Origin of the sequence: Pseudomonas sp. UBA6323 (assembly GCF_002439135.1) — a bacterium.
Lineage (GTDB): Bacteria > Pseudomonadota > Gammaproteobacteria > Pseudomonadales > Pseudomonadaceae > Aquipseudomonas.
In genome coordinates this window covers 18,662-35,897 of the sequence record NZ_DJSX01000046.1, presented here as the reverse complement: position 1 = coordinate 35,897, position 17,236 = coordinate 18,662, and the positions used below count along the sequence as shown (strand labels likewise).

At 63.7% G+C, this 17,236-nt stretch carries 18 protein-coding genes; 7 read left to right on the top strand and 11 right to left on the bottom strand.

Annotation, left to right across the window (positions count from 1 at the left end; all coding sequences use genetic code 11):
- Window positions 1-452: 452 nt before the first annotated feature.
- Genes secB through B3P22_RS10795 form a run of 3 tightly spaced genes read right to left on the bottom strand, consistent with a single transcriptional unit; the run spans window position 453 to window position 1,637 of the window.
- Entirely contained in the window at window positions 453-935 is a 483-nt protein-coding gene (secB, locus tag B3P22_RS10805) for a protein-export chaperone SecB (protein ID WP_296270983.1), read from the bottom strand.
- A gap of 26 nt (window positions 936-961) precedes the next feature.
- Window positions 962-1,222: a glutaredoxin 3 gene (grxC, locus tag B3P22_RS10800; protein WP_296270982.1), complete on the bottom strand. Its 261-nt coding sequence runs from the start codon at window positions 1,220-1,222 to the stop codon at window positions 962-964.
- Window position 1,223: 1 nt separating this feature from the next.
- Window positions 1,224-1,637, bottom strand: a complete 414-nt coding sequence (locus B3P22_RS10795; protein ID WP_296270981.1) for a rhodanese-like domain-containing protein — start codon at window positions 1,635-1,637, stop codon at window positions 1,224-1,226.
- Window positions 1,638-1,783: 146 nt separating this feature from the next.
- Between B3P22_RS10795 and gpmI the strand changes: the two genes are divergently transcribed.
- The 3 genes from gpmI (at window position 1,784) to B3P22_RS10780 (ending at window position 6,239) form a co-directional block, all read left to right on the top strand.
- Window positions 1,784-3,316: a 2,3-bisphosphoglycerate-independent phosphoglycerate mutase gene (gpmI, locus tag B3P22_RS10790; RefSeq protein WP_296270980.1), complete on the top strand. Its 1,533-nt coding sequence runs from the start codon at window positions 1,784-1,786 to the stop codon at window positions 3,314-3,316.
- Between the two features lie 165 nt (window positions 3,317-3,481).
- Window positions 3,482-4,720, top strand: coding sequence for a murein hydrolase activator EnvC family protein (locus B3P22_RS10785; protein ID WP_296270979.1), 1,239 nt, complete (start codon window positions 3,482-3,484; stop codon window positions 4,718-4,720).
- A 202-nt stretch (window positions 4,721-4,922) separates the two neighbouring features.
- The gene (locus tag B3P22_RS10780) at window positions 4,923-6,239 is read left to right on the top strand and encodes a S41 family peptidase (protein ID WP_296270978.1); all 1,317 of its coding nucleotides are present in this window, start codon (window positions 4,923-4,925) and stop codon (window positions 6,237-6,239) included.
- Window positions 6,240-6,405: 166 nt separating this feature from the next.
- Here B3P22_RS10780 and B3P22_RS10775 read toward each other — a convergent pair whose 3' ends face one another.
- The 8 genes from B3P22_RS10775 to hisB all read right to left on the bottom strand — a co-directional run bounded on the left by B3P22_RS10775 (window position 6,406) and on the right by hisB (window position 12,191).
- Complete coding sequence (locus tag B3P22_RS10775; RefSeq protein WP_296270977.1) at window positions 6,406-7,161, bottom strand: substrate-binding periplasmic protein; 756 nt, start codon at window positions 7,159-7,161, stop codon at window positions 6,406-6,408.
- Window positions 7,162-7,295: 134 nt separating this feature from the next.
- On the bottom strand, window positions 7,296-8,051 hold the full coding sequence (locus tag B3P22_RS10770; protein ID WP_296270976.1) for a substrate-binding periplasmic protein: 756 nt from the start codon (window positions 8,049-8,051) through the stop codon (window positions 7,296-7,298).
- 84 nt (window positions 8,052-8,135) lie between these two features.
- Entirely contained in the window at window positions 8,136-8,870 is a 735-nt protein-coding gene (locus B3P22_RS10765; RefSeq protein WP_296270975.1) for a substrate-binding periplasmic protein, read from the bottom strand.
- A 211-nt stretch (window positions 8,871-9,081) separates the two neighbouring features.
- Complete coding sequence (gene hisF / locus B3P22_RS10760) at window positions 9,082-9,852, bottom strand: imidazole glycerol phosphate synthase subunit HisF (protein ID WP_197859247.1); 771 nt, start codon at window positions 9,850-9,852, stop codon at window positions 9,082-9,084.
- Between the two features lie 77 nt (window positions 9,853-9,929).
- A complete protein-coding gene (hisA, locus tag B3P22_RS10755; RefSeq protein WP_296270974.1) occupies window positions 9,930-10,667 on the bottom strand; it encodes a 1-(5-phosphoribosyl)-5-[(5-phosphoribosylamino)methylideneamino]imidazole-4-carboxamide isomerase in 738 nt (245 codons plus the stop codon).
- A 37-nt stretch (window positions 10,668-10,704) separates the two neighbouring features.
- Window positions 10,705-10,959, bottom strand: a complete 255-nt coding sequence (locus B3P22_RS10750) for a DUF2164 domain-containing protein (RefSeq protein WP_024309931.1) — start codon at window positions 10,957-10,959, stop codon at window positions 10,705-10,707.
- Entirely contained in the window at window positions 10,959-11,597 is a 639-nt protein-coding gene (gene hisH, locus B3P22_RS10745; protein WP_197859244.1) for an imidazole glycerol phosphate synthase subunit HisH, read from the bottom strand. The genes B3P22_RS10750 and hisH overlap by 1 nt, the downstream gene beginning before the upstream one ends.
- Window positions 11,598-12,191 carry an imidazoleglycerol-phosphate dehydratase HisB gene (gene hisB / locus B3P22_RS10740; protein ID WP_099526028.1) on the bottom strand — a complete coding sequence of 198 codons (594 nt, stop codon included), beginning with the start codon at window positions 12,189-12,191 and terminating at the stop codon, window positions 11,598-11,600.
- 171 nt (window positions 12,192-12,362) lie between these two features.
- Here hisB and B3P22_RS10735 point away from each other — a divergent pair, with 171 nt between their 5' ends.
- The 4 genes from B3P22_RS10735 to B3P22_RS10720 all read left to right on the top strand — a co-directional run bounded on the left by B3P22_RS10735 (window position 12,363) and on the right by B3P22_RS10720 (window position 17,093).
- Entirely contained in the window at window positions 12,363-13,454 is a 1,092-nt protein-coding gene (locus B3P22_RS10735) for an NAD(P)/FAD-dependent oxidoreductase (RefSeq protein WP_296270973.1), read from the top strand.
- An 80-nt stretch (window positions 13,455-13,534) separates the two neighbouring features.
- Window positions 13,535-15,760, top strand: a complete 2,226-nt coding sequence (locus B3P22_RS10730) for an AsmA family protein (protein WP_296270972.1) — start codon at window positions 13,535-13,537, stop codon at window positions 15,758-15,760.
- A complete protein-coding gene (gene mutY, locus B3P22_RS10725) occupies window positions 15,757-16,824 on the top strand; it encodes an A/G-specific adenine glycosylase (RefSeq protein WP_296270971.1) in 1,068 nt (355 codons plus the stop codon). The genes B3P22_RS10730 and mutY overlap by 4 nt, the downstream gene beginning before the upstream one ends.
- Window positions 16,821-17,093: an oxidative damage protection protein gene (locus B3P22_RS10720; protein ID WP_037055319.1), complete on the top strand. Its 273-nt coding sequence runs from the start codon at window positions 16,821-16,823 to the stop codon at window positions 17,091-17,093. Before mutY ends, B3P22_RS10720 begins: the two co-directional genes overlap by 4 nt.
- The last annotated feature ends 143 nt before the right edge of the window (window positions 17,094-17,236 follow it).

The window sequence follows — 17,236 nt, the reverse complement described above, 5'->3', positions numbered from 1 at the left end:
GCGAAGCGGTGCCGCCCCAACTTGCAGAGAAGGCCGCACCCAAAAAAACGGCCTCGCGCGGCTTGCCTACTGGACTACCGGCTTGCGCGACCCCTGAGGGAGCGTGCTTGACCGCGAAGCTTGCCGGCCCCAATTCGGGGACAAGAGCGCTCCCACAAAAACGGCCTGGCGCGGCTTGCCTACTGGACTACCGGCTTGCGCGAGCCTTGTGGGAGCGGTCTTGACCGCGAAGCTTTCCTGCCCAATTCGCGGACAAGTCCGCTCCCACAAAAACGGCCTGGCGCGGCTTGCCTACTGGACTGCCGGCTTGCGCGAACCTTGTGGGAGCGGTCTTGACCGCGAAGCTTTCTGCCCCGATCCGCGGACATGGACTCACCCACGCCGATGCACAAACGAAAACGCCGCGATTGCTTGATGCAATCGCGGCGTTTCCTGAAACCAGACGCGGCTTATTAAACAGTGGTCTCGCCGGCCTGCTGCATGCGCTGCAGCTCCTGGGCGTACAGTGCGTCGAAGTTCACCGGCGACAGCATCAGGGCCGGGAACGAGCCACGGGTCACCAAGCTGTCCAGCGCTTCACGGGCGTACGGGAACAGGATGTTCGGGCAGAAGGCGCCGAGGGTGTGGCTCATCGAGGCGGCGTCGAGGCCCTTGATCAGGAAGATACCGGCCTGCTGCACTTCAGCGATGAAGGCGACTTCTTCGCCGTTCTTGACGGTCACCGACAGGGTCAGCACCACCTCATGGAAGTCACCTTCCAAGGCCTTCTGGCGGGTGTTGAGGTCCAGACCGACGCTCGGCGTCCACTCCTGACGGAAGATTTCCGGGCTCTTCGGCGCTTCGAAGGACAGGTCCTTGACGTAGATGCGCTGCAGGGAAAATTGCGGGCTCTGCTCGTCAGCGGCGGCAGCTGGATTGTTTGCTTGTTCGGTCATGGCCTTGTCTTCCTTAAATAGTGGGATTATTCGGGGCTCTTTAGCAGCGCGTCGAGCTTGCCGGCGCGCTCCAGGGCATAGAGGTCGTCACAGCCACCGACATGGGTGCTGCCGATCCAGATTTGCGGCACCGAGGTGCGCCCGGCCTTGCGGGTCATCTCTGCGCGGATGGCCGGCTGCCCGTCGACACGAATTTCTTCGAAGTCCACCCCTTTGCTGGCCAGCAGTTGCTTGGCGCGAATGCAATAGGGGCACCAGTCGCTGGAGTAGATGACCACGTGGCTCATATCACTTCACCAGCGGCAGGTTGTCGCCGCGCCAGGTAGCGATGCCACCGGACAGCTTGGCGGCGGTGAAGCCGGCCTTCTTCAGCTCGCGGGCGATACTGCCGGCGTGCTGACCCATGGCGTCGACGACGACGATGGTCTTGGCCTTGTGCTTTTCCAGCTCGCCGATACGCGCAGCCACCTTGTCATAAGGGATGTGCAGCGAGCCGACGATATGGCCGGCGGAAAAGTCCTTCTGCGCGCGCACATCGAGCACCACGCCCTTGTCGCCGTTGACCAGCGCGGTGAGTTCGCGGCTCGACAGGCTCTGCCCGCCCTTGCGCATTTCGGTGACGATCAGCAGCACCAGCAGAACGACGAACATTCCTGCCAGGACGTAGTGATTAATGATGAATTCAATCAGGTTGGCGAACATCTATATGGCCCAGGACGGTAAAATGCCGGCCAGTATACACAGCCCCACAGGTCGGCCAAACCCCGTCTGGCAGTGACGCGCCAGGCGCTTGGCCCTAAAATGCCGGGCTGTTCCCTTGCCCCTCAGACGCAGAGCGAGCCAGTTTAATGAGTGCCACGCCAAAACCCTTGGTCTTGATCATCCTCGACGGCTTCGGTCACAGCGACAACCCCGAATACAACGCCATCCACGCCGCCAGCACGCCGGTCTACGACCGCCTGCGTGCCACCTACCCGCACGGCCTGATCTCCGGTAGCGGCATGGACGTCGGCCTGCCGGACGGGCAGATGGGCAACTCCGAAGTCGGCCACATGAACCTCGGCGCCGGTCGCGTGGTTTACCAGGACTTCACCCGCGTGACCAAGGCGATCCGCGACGGCGAATTCTTCGATAACGCGACGATCAACCAGGCCGTGGACAAGGCCGTCGCCGCCGGCAAGGCCGTGCACATCCTCGGCCTGCTCTCCGACGGCGGTGTGCACAGCCATCAGGATCACATCGTCGCCATGGCCGAACTGGCCGCCAAGCGCGGCGCCGAGAAGATCTACCTGCACGCTTTCCTCGACGGCCGCGACACCCCGCCCAAAAGCGCGCAACCGTCCATCGAGCTGCTCGATGCCGCCTTCGCCCGCCTCGGCAAGGGCCGCATCGCCAGCATCACCGGCCGCTACTTCGCCATGGACCGCGACAACCGCTGGGACCGCGTCGAGCAGGCCTACCACCTGATCGTCGACGGTGCCGGCCAGTTCAACGCCGCCAGCGCCACCGACGGCCTGCAGGCCGCCTACGAGCGCGGCGAGAGCGACGAGTTCGTCAAGGCCACCACCATCGGCGCGCCGGTGCAGGTCGAGGACGGCGACGCCGTGGTATTCATGAACTTCCGCGCCGACCGCGCCCGCGAACTGACCCGCGCCTTCGTCGAACCCGGTTTCAAGGAATTCGAGCGCAAGCGTGCGCCGCAGGTCGGCTTCGTCATGCTCACCCAGTACGCGGCAAGCATCAAAGCACCCAGCGCCTTCGCCCCGGAAGCCCTGACCAACGTGCTCGGCGAATACCTGGCGAAGAACGGCAAGACCCAGCTGCGCATCGCCGAGACCGAGAAGTACGCCCACGTCACCTTCTTCTTCTCCGGCGGCCGCGAAGAGCCGTTCGAGGGTGAAGAGCGCATCCTGATTCCCTCGCCCGACGTCGCCACCTACGATCTGAAGCCGGAAATGAGCGCGCCGGAAGTCACCGACAAGATCGTCGATGCCATCGAGAACCAGCGTTATGACGTGATCATCGTCAACTACGCCAACGGCGACATGGTCGGCCATACCGGCGTGTTCGAGGCTGCGGTCAAGGCCGTGGAAACCCTCGACAGCTGCGTCGGCCGCATCACCGCCGCGCTGGAGAAGGTCGGCGGCGAAGCGCTGATCACCGCCGACCACGGCAACGTCGAGCAGATGGAAGACGAATGCACCGGCCAGGCGCACACCGCCCACACCTGCGAGCCGGTGCCGTTCATCTACGTAGGCCAGCGTCCGGCGCGCATCCGCGAAGGCGGCGTGCTGGCCGATGTGGCGCCGACCCTGCTCAAGCTGATGGGCTTGGAACAACCGGCCGAGATGACCGGCAAGACCATCGTCGAACTGGAATAGAACGCAAGAATCGTAGCCCGAATGCAATTCGGCAAATCTCCCGCCGGATTACATCCGGGCTACACACCGATTTCATACTTCTTGCAGCTTGTGGCTTGCAGCTTGCCGCTGCTTTTTTAGGCATACTAAGCGCCATTCGCTACTCCGCCAGGTGTCGCCTCGCCCATGCTTCGCATCCTTGCCCTGATTATGCTCAGCAGCCTGATCGCTCCGGCCATCGCCGATCAGCGCGCCGATACCCAGCGCCAGCTGGAAGCCGCGCGCCAGGACGTCGCCGAGCTGAAGAAACTGCTGGAAAAACTGCAGCAGGAGAAATCCGGCGTGCAGCAGCAGTTGAAGAAGACCGAGACCGAGATGGGCGACCTGGAAAACCAGGTCAAGGAACTGCAGCGCGAGCTCAAGGGCAGCGAGGATGAAGTCCAGCGCCTGGATCAGGAGAAAAAAAAACTCCAGGGCGCGCGTACTGAACAGCAACGCCTGATCGCCATCCAGGCCCGCGCCGCCTATCAGAGCGGCCGCCAGGAATACGTCAAGCTGCTGCTCAACCAGCAGAACCCGGAAAAGTTCTCGCGCACCCTCACCTACTACGACTACCTCAGCCAGGCGCGTGTCGAGCAGCTCGCCGCGTTCAACGAGACCCTGCGCCAGCTGGCCAACGTCGAAGAAGAAATCACCAGTCACCAGGCCCAGCTACAGGCGCAGAAGGCGGGCCTCGATGAACGTCACGCCAAGCTCGCCGAGGCGCGCAAGGAGCGCCAGCAGGCATTGGCCAAGCTCAACCGTGATTTCGCCAGCCGCGATCAGCGGCTCAAGGCGCGCGAGCAGGAACAGGCCGAACTGGGCCGCGTACTCAAGACCATCGAGCAAACCCTGGCCCGCCAGGCGCGCGAGGCTGAGGAAGCGCGCAAGCGCGCACTGGCCGCCCAGAAGGCCGAGCAGGCGCGCCCAGGCAGCCAGCCCAGCGGCCCGCTGGTGACATCTGGCGCCGTCTACGGCGGGCCTTTCGCCAGCGCTCGCGGCAAGTTGCCATGGCCGGTCGATGGCCGATTGGTAGCACGCTACGGAACCCCTCGCGGCGGCGACGCTCGTACTAAGTGGGATGGCGTGCTGATCGGCGCCGCCGCCGGCAGTCAGGTGCGTGCCGTGCACGGCGGCCGAGTGGTTTTCGCCGACTGGTTGCGTGGCGCCGGTCTGTTGGTCATTCTCGACCATGGCAATGGTTATCTGAGCCTGTATGGCCACAACCAGAGCCTGCTGAAGAATGCCGGGGACGTGGTCAAGGCCGGCGACCCCATCGCCACCGTCGGCAGTAGCGGCGGCCAGGATGCATCGGCACTGTACTTCGCCATTCGCCAGAACGGTCGCCCGAGTGATCCGGCACAGTGGTGCCGCGCGCAGGGATAACCAGGTTACTGAAAAACGTAAGCGAGGCAGGCAAGAGAATACCGATGGTAGCACCGCAAAAACGGCCGAAGAACGGACTGGGCTCGCATTCGAGTCTACGAGTTGTAAACGAGCATTCTGAGGCCGTTTTTAACGCAGTATTGCCAACGCAGGTAGTTTTTCAACAGCCTGGTAGCGCCTCATTCATTTAGGAGTTGTCTTCATGCCCCATCGCTTTCGCCCCACCTGCCTGGCCCTGGCCCTCGGGCTGCTGCTCGGCGTTCCAGCCCTGCATGCCGGCGACCCTGCCCCCGCGCCAGCAGCGGTAGCAAGCGAAAAGGCCCCGCTGCCGCTGGATGATCTGCGCACCTTCGCCGAGGTGATGGACCGCATCAAGGCCGCCTATGTCGAGCCGGTCAGCGACAAGACCCTGCTGGAGAATGCCATCAAGGGCATGCTCAGCAACCTTGACCCGCACTCGGCCTACCTCGAGCCGGAAGCCTTCGCCGATCTGCAGGAAAGCACCAGCGGCGAGTTCGGCGGCCTGGGTATCGAGGTCGGCATGGAGGATGGCTTCGTCAAGGTGGTTTCGCCCATCGACGACACGCCCGCCTCGAAAGCCGGCATCCAGCCCGGTGACCTGATCGTCAAGATCGATGGCCAGCCGACCAAGGGCCTGTCGATGATGGAAGCGGTGGAAAAGATGCGCGGCAAGGCCGGCAGCGAGATCGAGCTGACCCTGGTGCGCGACGGCGGCCGCCCGTTCGACCTGACGCTGACCCGCGCGGTGATCAAGGTGCGTAGCGTCAAGAGCCAGATGCTTGAGGACGGCTACGGCTACCTGCGTATCTCGCAGTTTCAAATCAACACCGGCGAGGAGGTCGGCAAGACGCTGACCAAGCTGCGCCAGGAGAACGGCAACAAGAAGCTGCGCGGCCTGGTCATGGACCTGCGCAACAACCCGGGCGGCGTGCTGCAGGCTGCGGTGGAAGTGGCCGACCACTTCCTCAAGAACGGATTGATCGTCTACACCGAAGGCCGCCTGGCCAACTCCGAGCTGCGCTTCAACGCCGACCCGGCCGATGCCAGTGAAGGCGTGCCATTGGTGGTGCTGATCAACGGCGGCAGCGCCTCGGCCTCGGAAATCGTCGCCGGCGCCCTGCAGGATCACAAACGCGCGGTACTGATGGGCACCGACAGCTTCGGCAAGGGCTCGGTACAGACCGTGCTGCCGCTGAACAACGACCGCGCACTGAAGCTGACCACGGCGCTGTATTTCACCCCCAACGGCCGCTCGATCCAGGCTCAGGGCATCGTCCCCGATATCGAGGTGGCACGCGCCAAGGTCACCCGCGAGCAGGACGCTGAAGGCATCAAGGAAGCCGATCTGCAGGGCCATCTGGGCAATGGCAACGGCGGTGCGGACCGCCCGAGCCGAATCGCCCAGGCCGCTCGCACCGAGCGCCCGCAGGACGACGACTACCAATTGAGCCAGGCACTCAACCTGCTCAAGGGCCTGAGCGTCACGCGCGGCAACTGAGCCGACCGGTAATGAAAAACGCCGCAATTTCCTCGCGAAATTGCGGCGTTTTCATGTAGGCCGGGTATAACCCAGCGCGTTATCCGTCGCGGGTCACGCCCGCCCTGCCTGGCACGCGACCCGCAGGGCGCGCGCCGCGAGCCACGAGCCTGTGCCCGGCAACCGGTTACAGATAATTCTCGGTAATGTCGTCGATGAAGCCGTCGGCACGCATCTCGTCTAGCGCTTTCTGCAGGCGCTCGATGACCTCGTCCGGGGTGTCCTTGTTCAGCGCCAGGTAAAGTTCGGCGTCATTGAAACGCAGCACGGTGTTGAGGCCGCTGACGTCTTCCTGCTTGGCCAGGTAGCGGCCGACTGGGTCGGTGGTGGCCCACAAGTCGATCTGCCCGCGCACCAGCTTCTTCACGTTCTCCTGGTCACGCAGGGCGTTGATCGGCTCCAGCCCCTGGCTTTCCAGATGCTGGCTGACCGCATCGTTCTTGTACGCACCGACGCGGTACTTGGCGGCGTCCTGCAAGCTCGACACCCTGATGTCGTTGCCCGGCGCGGCGAGCAGCACCCAGCCGGTCTTGGCCAGCGGGCCGACCCACTTGAACAGCGGTTTGCGCTCTTCGGTATAGGTGGTGGAGAACAGGCCGTAGTTGGGCTTGTCCAGGGTCAGGCGATAGAGGCGATCCCAGGGGAAGCGCAGGGTCAGGGTGTAATCGATGCCGGCACGCTTGAACATCTCGCGCACGATGTCGGCGCTGATGCCATCGATACCGTCGTCACGGGCGAAGTTCTTGTCGTCCACCGCCATGTTGAAGGGCGGGAAATTCTCGGTCAGCAGCACCACCTTGTAGTCCGCCGGCAGCTCCGCATGGGCGAAGCCGGAGGTGAGAAACAGGGCGACGAACAGGCTTTTCTTCAGAGTTTTCAGCATAAGACGTACCGCTCGCGTGATTTGTGGTTATGGCTAGCCACATCCTTGCATGGGCCCGAGCCCGGTCATCGGCACTCGGTGGCGCTGCCATCCATGGCAAGCGACCGGCACGTGGCCGGTCGCATGTTCGGTGCTTACAGGTAGCTGTTCAGGGTCTTTTCGACGAAGCCTTCGGCGCGCATCTTATCCAGGGCCGCCTGCAGCCTGGTGACGATCTCGTCAGGCGTTTCCTTGTTCAGCGCCAGGTAGAGCTCGGCACTGTTGAATCGCAAAACGGTCTTGAGGCCGGAGATGCCCTCCTGCTTGGCCAGGTAACGACCGGCCGGGTCACCCGTAGCCCAAAGATCGATCTGCCCCGTCTCGAGCTTGCGCGCGTTTTCCTGGTCGCGCAGCGAGGTGCTGTGCTCGACGCCCTTTTCGGTCAGGTATTCGGAAATTGCGTCGCCCTTGTAGGCGCCAATACGGTATCGCTTGGCATCGTCGAGACTGGACAGTGTGACCGGGCTGTCGCCCTGAGCGAGCATCACCCAGTCGTCCGGACCGATGGGGCCGACCCACTTGAACAATTGCTCGCGCTCCGGCAGTCGCGCGGTCACGAACACGCCGTAGCCGGGCTTTTCCAGCGCCAGGTTGTAGATGCGGTCCCAGGGGAAGCGCAGGGTCAGGTTGTACTGAACCCCGGCGCGCTTGAACATTTCCTGGACGATATCCACGGCGATGCCGTCGATATTGTCCTCCTGGGCGAAGTTCTTGCCATTGATGGCCATGTTGTAGGGCGGGAAGTTCTCGGTCAGCAGGACCACGGTGTAGTCCGGGTCGACTTCGGCGCGTGCGGCGCCGGCAAGCACCACAAGGGTGCCGGCCAGCGCGATCAACAGGCGTTTGAACATGGCATTTCTCTTTCTAATAAAAGGCAGACCGCGTCAGGATAACCGCCATGCCCTCCCCGGCCCAGCGATTACTGGCAGTGTGCCTCAATAGCGTGCCTCGATGCTCTTCAACGCACCCTCGGCCCGCAGCGAATCCAATGCACTCTGCAACTTCTGCACCAGCTCATCCGGGGTTTGCAGGTTTAGCGCCAGGTAGAGTTCAGCGGTGTGCAGTTGCTGTACCACCCTGAGGTCCTGCATACCCTCCTGGCGCGCCATGTACCGCCCAGCCTGATTCGAGGTGACCCACAGATCGATCTGCTCGCGTGCCAGCTTGTGCACGTTCTCGTTATCGCGCAGCGCCGTCTGCACCTCGAAGCCGCGGTCAAGCAGGAACTGGGTCTTGGCATCGTCCTTGTAGCCACCGATGCGGTAACGCCGCGCATCGTCCAGAGAGGCCAGCTGGATATCGCTGTCACCGCGGGCGAACAGCACCCACTCGTTGTTGGCCAGCGGCCCGACCCATTTGAACTGGTTTTCACGCTCAGCGGTGCGTGCAGTGGAGAACAGGCCGTAGCCGACATCGTCCAGCGTCTGCTGGTACACGCGGCGCCAGGGGAAACGCAGGATCATCTGGCAGTCGACCTCGGCGCGCTCGCAGACGGCGCGCAGGATATCGGCGTTGATACCGGTGACGTTGTCGTCCCGGGCGAAGTTGTTGCCACTGACCGACATGTTGAACGGCGGCAGATTCTCCGTGAGCAGCACCAGCGGTTCTGCACGGGCGAGGCTGAGGCCGCAGGTCAGGGCCAGGATGGTCACGAATCGAAGAAGGAACATGAAGACTCCGTGTCGAAAATGCTCGGCAAAAAGCAGCCCTCCGCAAGCGCGGAGAAGCAGAGTGAAGGGATATGAGCTCATGCTAGCCGGATCGCTGGCACTTTGCCGTCGACTCGCCCGCAGCTTTTAGCGAAAGCAGCGTCAATCGGGCGATTCAGGCAAATGACAACGCCACTCGGGGCTGCTGTACAGCCCCCAGCGGCGCGACAGATCAGCGCACGACGATACCGCGGCTGGCCAGGTAAGCCTTGGCTTCCGGCACGGTGTATTCGCCGAAGTGAAAGATGCTCGCCGCCAGCACGGCATCGGCCTTGCCTTCGAGGATGCCATCGGCCAGGTGCTGCAGGTTGCCGACGCCACCGGAGGCGATCACCGGCACGCGCACGGCCTCGCTGATGGCGCGGGTCACACCCAGGTCGTAGCCGCTCTTCACGCCGTCCTGATCCATGCTGGTGAGCAGGATCTCGCCGGCACCGAGGTCTTCCATTTTCTTCGCCCAGGCTACGGCATCCAGGCCGGTCGGCTTGCGCCCGCCATGGGTGAAGATCTCCCAGCGGCCCGGCTCGCCCGGCGCGGACACGCGCTTGGCGTCGATAGCGACGACGATGCACTGCGAACCGAAGCGCGCCGCGGCCTCGCCGACGAACTCGGGGTTGAACACGGCGGCGGTATTGATCGACACCTTGTCGGCGCCGGCATTGAGCAGATTGCGGATGTCCGCCACGCTGCGCACCCCACCGCCGACGGTCAGCGGGATAAATACCTGGCTGGCCATGCGCTCGACGGTGTGCAGTGTGGTGTCGCGGCCATCGACACTGGCGGTGATGTCGAGGAAGGTAATCTCGTCGGCGCCCTGCTCATCGTAGCGGCGGGCGATTTCCACCGGGTCGCCGGCATCGCGGATGTTCTCGAACTTGACGCCCTTGACCACGCGGCCGTTGTCCACGTCCAGGCAAGGGATGATGCGTTTAGCCAGTGCCATACGGAGCTCCCGGAGGGTGGGTGCAACCCACCGATAAAGATTGCGTCAGTGGTGGCGGGTTTCACCCGCCCTACGGTTTAACCTTTGAAGTTGTCGCAAAAGGCCTGCGCTTCGGCCACATCCAGGGTGCCTTCGTAGATGGCCCGGCCGGTGATGGCGCCGATGATGCCGGGCGAACGCGCCAGCAGCAGCTTTTCGATGTCGCCGAGGTTGTGGATACCGCCGGAAGCGATCACCGGGATGCGGCTGGCAGCGGCCAGCGCGGCGGTTGCTTCGACGTTGCAGCCCTGCATCATGCCGTCTTTGGCGATGTCGGTATAAACGATGGCAGACACGCCGTCGGCCCCGAAGCGCCTGGCCAGGTCGGTGGCCTGCACGCTGGAGACTTCCGCCCAGCCGTCGGTGGCGACGAAACCGTCCTTGGCATCCAGGCCGACGATGACCTTGCCGGGGAAGGCCTTGCACGCCTCGGTGACGAACTCCGGCTCCTTGACTGCCTTGGTGCCGATGATCACGTAGCTGACGCCAGCGCGCACGTAGTGCTCGATGGTCTCCAGGGTACGAATGCCGCCGCCGATCTGGATCGGCAGGTTCGGGTAACGCTTGGCGATGGCAGTGACCACTTCGCCGTTGACCGGCTGGCCTTCGAAGGCGCCGTTCAGATCGACCAGATGCAGACGACGGCAGCCGCCCTCGACCCATTTGGCGGCCATGCTCACCGGGTCATCGGAAAATACCGTGGAGTCTTCCATGCGGCCCTGACGCAGACGCACGCAAGCGCCGTCCTTGAGATCGATAGCGGGGATAATCAGCATCGGTTGAACCTGTTCAAGTTTGAATTCGGTAAGGCACTCAGCTCTTTTCGAGCGCCCAGAGGTCGCTCTCGATGCTTTCGAACCTGTCCTTCAGGTGCGCCTGCACATCGAGAATCGCCTTGTTGTAATAGTGCGGCGCCAGCTCGCGGGTGATCTGGTCAAGGACTTCCTGCACCTCGAAGGTGCCTAGCTGCAGCTCGAAACGCTCATCGAGAAAACGCTGCAGCATCAGCAGCGCAGCCTGCTCCTGGGCAGGCTCGAGCGCCAGACTGGGAGCCTTGTTGCGGGCCATTACCAGCGGCCATCCCAGGCGATGAAGTTCTGCAGCAACTGCAGGCCGTGGGTGTGGCTCTTCTCCGGGTGGAACTGCACGGCGAAGCGCGAGCCCTCGGCCAATGCCGCGGCGAAGTCCTTGCCGTAGTGACCGCGACCGACCACCTGCTGCGGCTTGCCGGCCTCGATGTAATAGCTGTGCACGAAGTAGAAGCGCGCATTTTCCGGGATGTCGTGCCACAGCGGGTGCTTCACCGCCTGGCTGACCTCGTTCCAACCCATGTGCGGCACCTTGAGGCGCTCGCCGTCTTCGCTCAGGTCCTTGCCGAAGAAGCGTACCTGGCCGGGGAACAGGCCGATGCAATCGACGCCATCGTTCTCCTCGCTGCGTTCGAGCAAAGCCTGCATGCCGACGCAGATGCCGAGAAACGGACGGTCGGCGCTGACTTCACGCACCAGCTCGTCGAAGCCCAGACGTCTGATCTCAGCCATGCAATCGCGGATTGCACCGACGCCGGGGAACACCACGCGGTCGGCCTCGCGGATCACCTTGGCGTCGCTGGTTACCAGTACGCGGCCGGCGCCGACGTGTTCCAGCGCCTTGGCCACCGAGTGGAGGTTGCCCATGCCATAGTCGATTACGGCTACCGTCTGCATTTACAGGCAGCCCTTGGTCGAGGGCATCTGCCCGGCCATGCGCGGGTCCAGCTCCACCGCCATGCGCAGCGCGCGGCCGAAGGCCTTGAACACGGTTTCGATCTGGTGGTGGGTGTTGTGCCCGCGCAGATTGTCGATGTGCAGCGACACCAGCGCGTGGTTGACGAAGCCCTGGAAGAATTCTTGGAACAGGTCGACGTCGAAGTTGCCGACCACCGCGCGGGTGAACGGCACGTGCATCTGCAGGCCGGGACGACCGGAGAAGTCGATCACCACGCGCGACAGCGCTTCGTCCAGCGGCACGTAGGAATGGCCGTAGCGGGTCATGCCCTTCTTGTCGCCGATAGCCTTGGTGAAAGCCTGGCCGAGGGTGATGCCGACGTCCTCGACGGTGTGATGGTCGTCGATATGCAGATCGCCCTTGCACTCGATATCGAGGTCGATCAGGCCATGACGGGCGATCTGGTCGAGCATGTGCTCGAGAAACGGCACGCCAATATCGAATTTGGCCTTGCCGGTGCCATCCAGGTTGATCGAGACCTTGACTTGGGTCTCCAGGGTGTTGCGCTCGACGAATGCCGTACGTTCGGCCATCACCAGCTCCACGAATTGCTAACGGAAAAAGGCCAGCATTATAGGCGTGCCGGGGCGGCAACGGCTACCGGCGATGGTCGGATCCGCTGCACAGACCGACGCGCCCATGCCGGAAAGCGCAACGCAGCTCTTGCTATGCTCCCGCCAACCAGCAAACACAGCGATAGAGCCATGCACGAAGTCGACACCCTGATCATTGGCGCCGGCGCCCTCGGCCTGGCCTGCGCCGCCCGCCTGGGCGGGCCCGATACGCTGATTCTGGAGGCGGAGGGGCTGATCGGCAGCCACACCTCCAGTCGCAACTCCGAGGTCATTCATGCCGGCCTCTATTACCCGCCCGGCTCGCTCAAGGCCGAGCTGTGCCTGGAGGGTCGCGAACGTCTGTACGCCTGGTGCAACCAGCACGGCGTGGCGCATCGACGGATCGGCAAACTGCTGGTGGCGGTGCAGGAGAACGAAATCGGCAAGCTCGAGGCGCTGGCCAGCAATGCCGAGGCCAGCGGCGTGAACGATCTGCAACCCGTCAACCGGTCGCGCCTGCGGGAGCTGGAACCCGCCCTGCGTGGTGTCCACGCCCTGCTCTCGCCGAGCACAGGCATCATCGACAGCCATGCCTATCTGCAATCGCTGCTGGCGGTGGCGGAGAGTCGCGGTGCACAACTGGCGCTGCACAGCCGCGTCGAACGCTTGCAGCGCGACAGCGACGCCTGGATCGCCAGCGGCCACAGCGCCGGCGAAATCTTTACCCTGCGCGCACAACGGGTGATCAACGCCGGCGGCCCCTTCGCCCAGCGCCTGGCCAGCACCATCGAAGGCCTGCCAGTGCCGCCACTGCATCTGTGCCAGGGCCGCTACTTCGGCTATAGCGGGCGCTCGCCGTTCTCCCGGCTGATCTACCCGATGCCGGAGGCCAATACTGCCGGCCTGGGCATCCATGCCACCCTCGATCTCGCTGGCCAACTGCGCTTCGGCCCGGACGTGCGCTGGCTGGATGCGCTCGACTACGCAGTCGACGAGGACCTGCGCGCGCCTTTCGCCGCTGCCATTGCCCGCTACTTCCCGGCAATCGATGCGAACCGCCTGCAACCCGGCTATGCCGGCGTGCGCGCCAAGCTCAGCGGGCCCGGGGAACCGGCTGCCGACTTCCTGATCCAAACCCCTGCCGACCACCGCCTGCCGGGCCTGGCCAACCTGTTCGGCATCGAATCGCCAGGACTCACCGCCAGCCTGGCCATTGCCGAGCGGGTCGCAGAAGCCCTGTAAGGCTATAATCGGCGCCATTATCGACGGCTGCGCCTCCACTGGCCGCCCGCACATTTCGTTATCGAAACAAGGACTCGTCCATGAAAGCGCTCGGCAAGATCCTGGGCCTCTTCCTTCTCGGCTTGCTGCTGATCGTAGTGGCGCTGCTGTTCGCCCTGACTCATCTGTTCGACCCCAACGATTACAAGGACGAAATCCGCCAGATCGCCCACGACAAGGCCAACCTCGACCTGCAGCTCAAGGGTGATATCGGCTGGAGCCTGTTCCCCTGGCTGGGCCTGGAGCTGACCGACGCCACCCTGGCCAGCGCCGACACGCCGGACAAGCCCTTCGCCGACCTGCGCATGATCGGCCTGTCGGTGCGCGTGATGCCGCTGCTGCGCAAGGAAGTGCAGATGAGCGACATCCGCGTCGATGGCCTCAATCTCAACCTGCAGCGCGACGACAAGGGCCATGGCAACTGGGAAGGCGTCGGCCGCCCGGCCCAGGCCAGCACCACGCAACCAGCGCCCAGCGAACCCGCACCGAGTGAAGATGCGCCGCCGAGCCAGCCGAGCGAAAAGCCGGCCGCCCAGCCGGTCAAGCTGGACATCGACAGCCTGACCCTGAGCAACTCGCGTGTTGACTACAGCGACGCGCAGAAGGGCCAGCAATTCACCGTCGAGAACATCGAGCTGAAAACCGGCGCGATTCGCGAAGGCGCCAGTATTCCGGTCAAGTTCAGCGCGTTCTTCGGCACCAACCAGCCGGTGCTGCGTGCGCGCAGCGAAGTCGAAGGCCAACTGCGCTTCGACCGCGCCCTCAAGCGCTACCAGTTCGAAGACCTCAAGCTGACCGGCGAAGCCTCGGGCGAACCGCTCAAGGGCAAGACCCTGAACTTCTCTGCCCAAGGCCAATTGCTGGTCGACCAGGCTGCCAATATTGCCGAATGGAACGGCCTCAAACTCTCCGCCAACCAGTTGCGCGCCCTCGGCGAGATCAAGGCGCGCGAGCTGGGCGAGGACGCCAAGATTTCCGGCGGGCTGTCCATCGCCTCGCTGAACCTGCGCGAGTTTCTCGACGGCATCGGCGTCGAACTGCCGGCCATGCAGGCCAGTGACGCCCTTAACCAGTTCGAGCTGGTCAGCCGCCTGAACGGCTCGAGCAAAGGCATGATGTTCGAAGAGCTCAACCTCAAGCTCGACGGCAGCACCTTCACCGGCAAGCTCGGCGTGGCCGATGTCAGCAAGCAGGCGCTGCGCGTCGACCTCAAGGGCGACAAGCTCGACCTCGATCGCTACCTGCCACCGAAAACCAAGGACAGCCCCGCGGCTGCGCGCAAGGCCGAGGTCAAGGAAAGCATCGCGATCGCCGGCAAGGACGGCACCACCCCGCTGCCCAATGCCCCGACCCAACAGGCCTGGAGCAACGAGAAGGTGCTGCCGGTGGACCAGTTGCGCAAACTCGACCTGCAAATGGCGCTCAGCCTCGGCCAGCTCACCTACGACAAGCAGCCCTTCACCGACGTCAACCTCAAGGCCAATGGCCGTGGCGGCCTGATCACTCTGGAGGAAGCGCGCGGCAAGATGCAGGGCGGCAGCTTCGCTGGCAGCGGGCGCATCGACGTGCGCCAGGCCGAGCCGATGATCAGCGTGGAAAAACGCCTCAGCCGCATACCGCTGGAGCCGCTGCTGAAGAAGGACGATCAGCCGTCGCCGATCAAGGGCATGCTCGATCTGGATGCCAAGTTCAACACCCGCGGCAACAGCCAGAAGGAATGGGTCGAGGCACTTAACGGCAACGCCAGCTTCGTCCTCAACGACGGCGTGCTGGTCGATGCCAACCTCGAACAGCAACTTTGTCGCGGCATCGCCACGCTCAACCGCAAGTCGCTGAGCAACCCGCCAACCGGCAAGGACACCCCCTTCCGCGAGCTCAAGGGCAGCCTCAGCGTGCGCGACGGCGTCGCTCACAACCCCGACCTCAAGGCCCAGGTTCCCGGCCTGGCGGTCAGCGGCAATGGCGATCTCGACCTGCGCGTACTGGGTCTCGACTACAAGGTCGGCATCACCATCGAAGGCGACAAGCGTGAAATGCCGGACCCGGCCTGTCAGGTCAATGAACGCTACGTCGGCATCGAATGGCCGCTGCGCTGCCGCGGTCCGCTGGAGCTGGGCGCCAAGGCCTGCCGTCTGGATCAGGACGGCCTGGGCAAGATCGCCGCACGCCTGGCTGGCAACAAGCTGACCGAGAAGCTGGAAGAGAAGCTCGGCGACAAGGTCAGCCCGGATCTGAAAGATGCACTCAAGGGCCTGTTCAACCGATGAGCCCCGAGCAGTTCAACAGCGCCGTGCTGGCCTGGTACGACCAGCACGGGCGCAAGGATCTGCCCTGGCAGCAGAACATCACGCCTTATCGCGTCTGGGTTTCGGAAATCATGCTGCAGCAGACCCAGGTCAGCACCGTGCTCGGTTACTTCGACCGTTTCATGGCTGCATTGCCGACGGTGAAAGACCTGGCCGAAGCACCGGAAGACGAAGTGCTGCATCTGTGGACGGGCCTGGGCTACTACACCCGCGCACGCAACCTGCAGAAGACCGCGCAGATCATCATGCGCGAGCACGGCGGCGAGTTCCCGCGCAGCGTCGAGGCACTCAGCGAGCTGCCCGGCATCGGCCGCTCCACGGCCGGCGCCATCGCCAGCCTGAGCATGGGCGTACGTGCGCCGATCCTCGACGGCAACGTCAAGCGCGTACTGGCGCGCTACGTGGCGCAGGAGGGCTATCCGGGCGAGCCGAAGGTGGCCAAGCAACTCTGGGATGTGGCCGAGCGCCTGACCCCGCACGAACGGGTCGGGCATTACACCCAGGCGATGATGGACCTTGGCGCTACCCTCTGCACCCGCAGCAAGCCCACCTGCCTGCTGTGCCCGGTGCGCAGCGGCTGTCAGGCGCATCTACTCGGCCTAGAAATCCGCTATCCCATCCCCAAGCCACGCAAGACGCTGCCGCAAAAGCGCACCCTGATGCCACTGCTCATCAATGCCGCCGGCCACATCCTGCTCTATCGCCGCCCGTCAACGGGACTGTGGGGCGGACTCTGGAGCCTGCCGGAACTGGATGACCTGTCTCAGCTCGACGACCTCGGCCAGCAGCAACGACTCGAACTCGGTGAACGCCGCGAACTGGAAGGCCTGACCCACACCTTCAGCCACTTCCAGCTCGCCATCGAGCCTTGGCTGGTGCAGGCAACCGAACAGCCCAGCCGCGTGGCCGAGGGCGACTGGCTCTGGTATAACCTCGCCACCCCGCCGCGCCTGGGCCTCGCCGCCCCGGTGAAGAAGCTGCTGAAACGCGCGGCGCAAGTCATTACCGCTGGAGAACCGACATGACCCGCACCGTGCTGTGCCGCAAATACAAACAGGAACTGCCCGGCCTGGATCGCGCGCCCTACCCCGGCGCCAAAGGCGAAGACATCTTCAACAACGTTTCCAGGCAAGCCTGGGACGAGTGGCAGAAGCACCAGACCATGCTGATCAACGAGCGCCGGCTGAACATGATGAACGCCGAAGATCGCAAGTTCCTCCAGGCCGAGATGGACAAGTTCCTCTCCGGCGAGGAATACGCCCAGGCCGAAGGCTACGTACCACCAAGCGAATAAGAATGCTTGTGGGAGGGGCTTCAGCCGCGACAGTGTGCTGGGTACACAATCCGTCTCCAGCCCCTCACGAACCTAAGCGCCCGAAATAATTAAATATTTTTCAAACTCGCGCTTGACACTGATCCTTCAAATCCGTCTAATAG

What these genes read in the sequence shown, in the direction of transcription:
- B3P22_RS10720 (WP_037055319.1), top strand. Translation starts at nt 16,821, where the DNA reads ATGACCCGCACCGTGCTGTGCCGCAAATACAAACAGGAACTGCCCGGC.
- hisA (WP_296270974.1), bottom strand. Translation starts at nt 10,667, where the DNA reads ATGCTGATTATCCCCGCTATCGATCTCAAGGACGGCGCTTGCGTGCGT.
- hisF (WP_197859247.1), bottom strand. Translation starts at nt 9,852, where the DNA reads ATGGCACTGGCTAAACGCATCATCCCTTGCCTGGACGTGGACAACGGC.
- B3P22_RS10770 (WP_296270976.1), bottom strand. Translation starts at nt 8,051, where the DNA reads ATGTTCAAACGCCTGTTGATCGCGCTGGCCGGCACCCTTGTGGTGCTT.
- gpmI (WP_296270980.1), top strand. Translation starts at nt 1,784, where the DNA reads ATGAGTGCCACGCCAAAACCCTTGGTCTTGATCATCCTCGACGGCTTC.
- mutY (WP_296270971.1), top strand. Translation starts at nt 15,757, where the DNA reads ATGAGCCCCGAGCAGTTCAACAGCGCCGTGCTGGCCTGGTACGACCAG.
- B3P22_RS10750 (WP_024309931.1), bottom strand. Translation starts at nt 10,959, where the DNA reads ATGGCCCGCAACAAGGCTCCCAGTCTGGCGCTCGAGCCTGCCCAGGAG.
- B3P22_RS10735 (WP_296270973.1), top strand. Translation starts at nt 12,363, where the DNA reads ATGCACGAAGTCGACACCCTGATCATTGGCGCCGGCGCCCTCGGCCTG.
- B3P22_RS10730 (WP_296270972.1), top strand. Translation starts at nt 13,535, where the DNA reads ATGAAAGCGCTCGGCAAGATCCTGGGCCTCTTCCTTCTCGGCTTGCTG.
- secB (WP_296270983.1), bottom strand. Translation starts at nt 935, where the DNA reads ATGACCGAACAAGCAAACAATCCAGCTGCCGCCGCTGACGAGCAGAGC.
- B3P22_RS10785 (WP_296270979.1), top strand. Translation starts at nt 3,482, where the DNA reads ATGCTTCGCATCCTTGCCCTGATTATGCTCAGCAGCCTGATCGCTCCG.
- B3P22_RS10765 (WP_296270975.1), bottom strand. Translation starts at nt 8,870, where the DNA reads ATGTTCCTTCTTCGATTCGTGACCATCCTGGCCCTGACCTGCGGCCTC.
- B3P22_RS10775 (WP_296270977.1), bottom strand. Translation starts at nt 7,161, where the DNA reads ATGCTGAAAACTCTGAAGAAAAGCCTGTTCGTCGCCCTGTTTCTCACC.
- B3P22_RS10795 (WP_296270981.1), bottom strand. Translation starts at nt 1,637, where the DNA reads ATGTTCGCCAACCTGATTGAATTCATCATTAATCACTACGTCCTGGCA.
- hisB (WP_099526028.1), bottom strand. Translation starts at nt 12,191, where the DNA reads ATGGCCGAACGTACGGCATTCGTCGAGCGCAACACCCTGGAGACCCAA.
- grxC (WP_296270982.1), bottom strand. Translation starts at nt 1,222, where the DNA reads ATGAGCCACGTGGTCATCTACTCCAGCGACTGGTGCCCCTATTGCATT.
- hisH (WP_197859244.1), bottom strand. Translation starts at nt 11,597, where the DNA reads ATGCAGACGGTAGCCGTAATCGACTATGGCATGGGCAACCTCCACTCG.
- B3P22_RS10780 (WP_296270978.1), top strand. Translation starts at nt 4,923, where the DNA reads ATGCCCCATCGCTTTCGCCCCACCTGCCTGGCCCTGGCCCTCGGGCTG.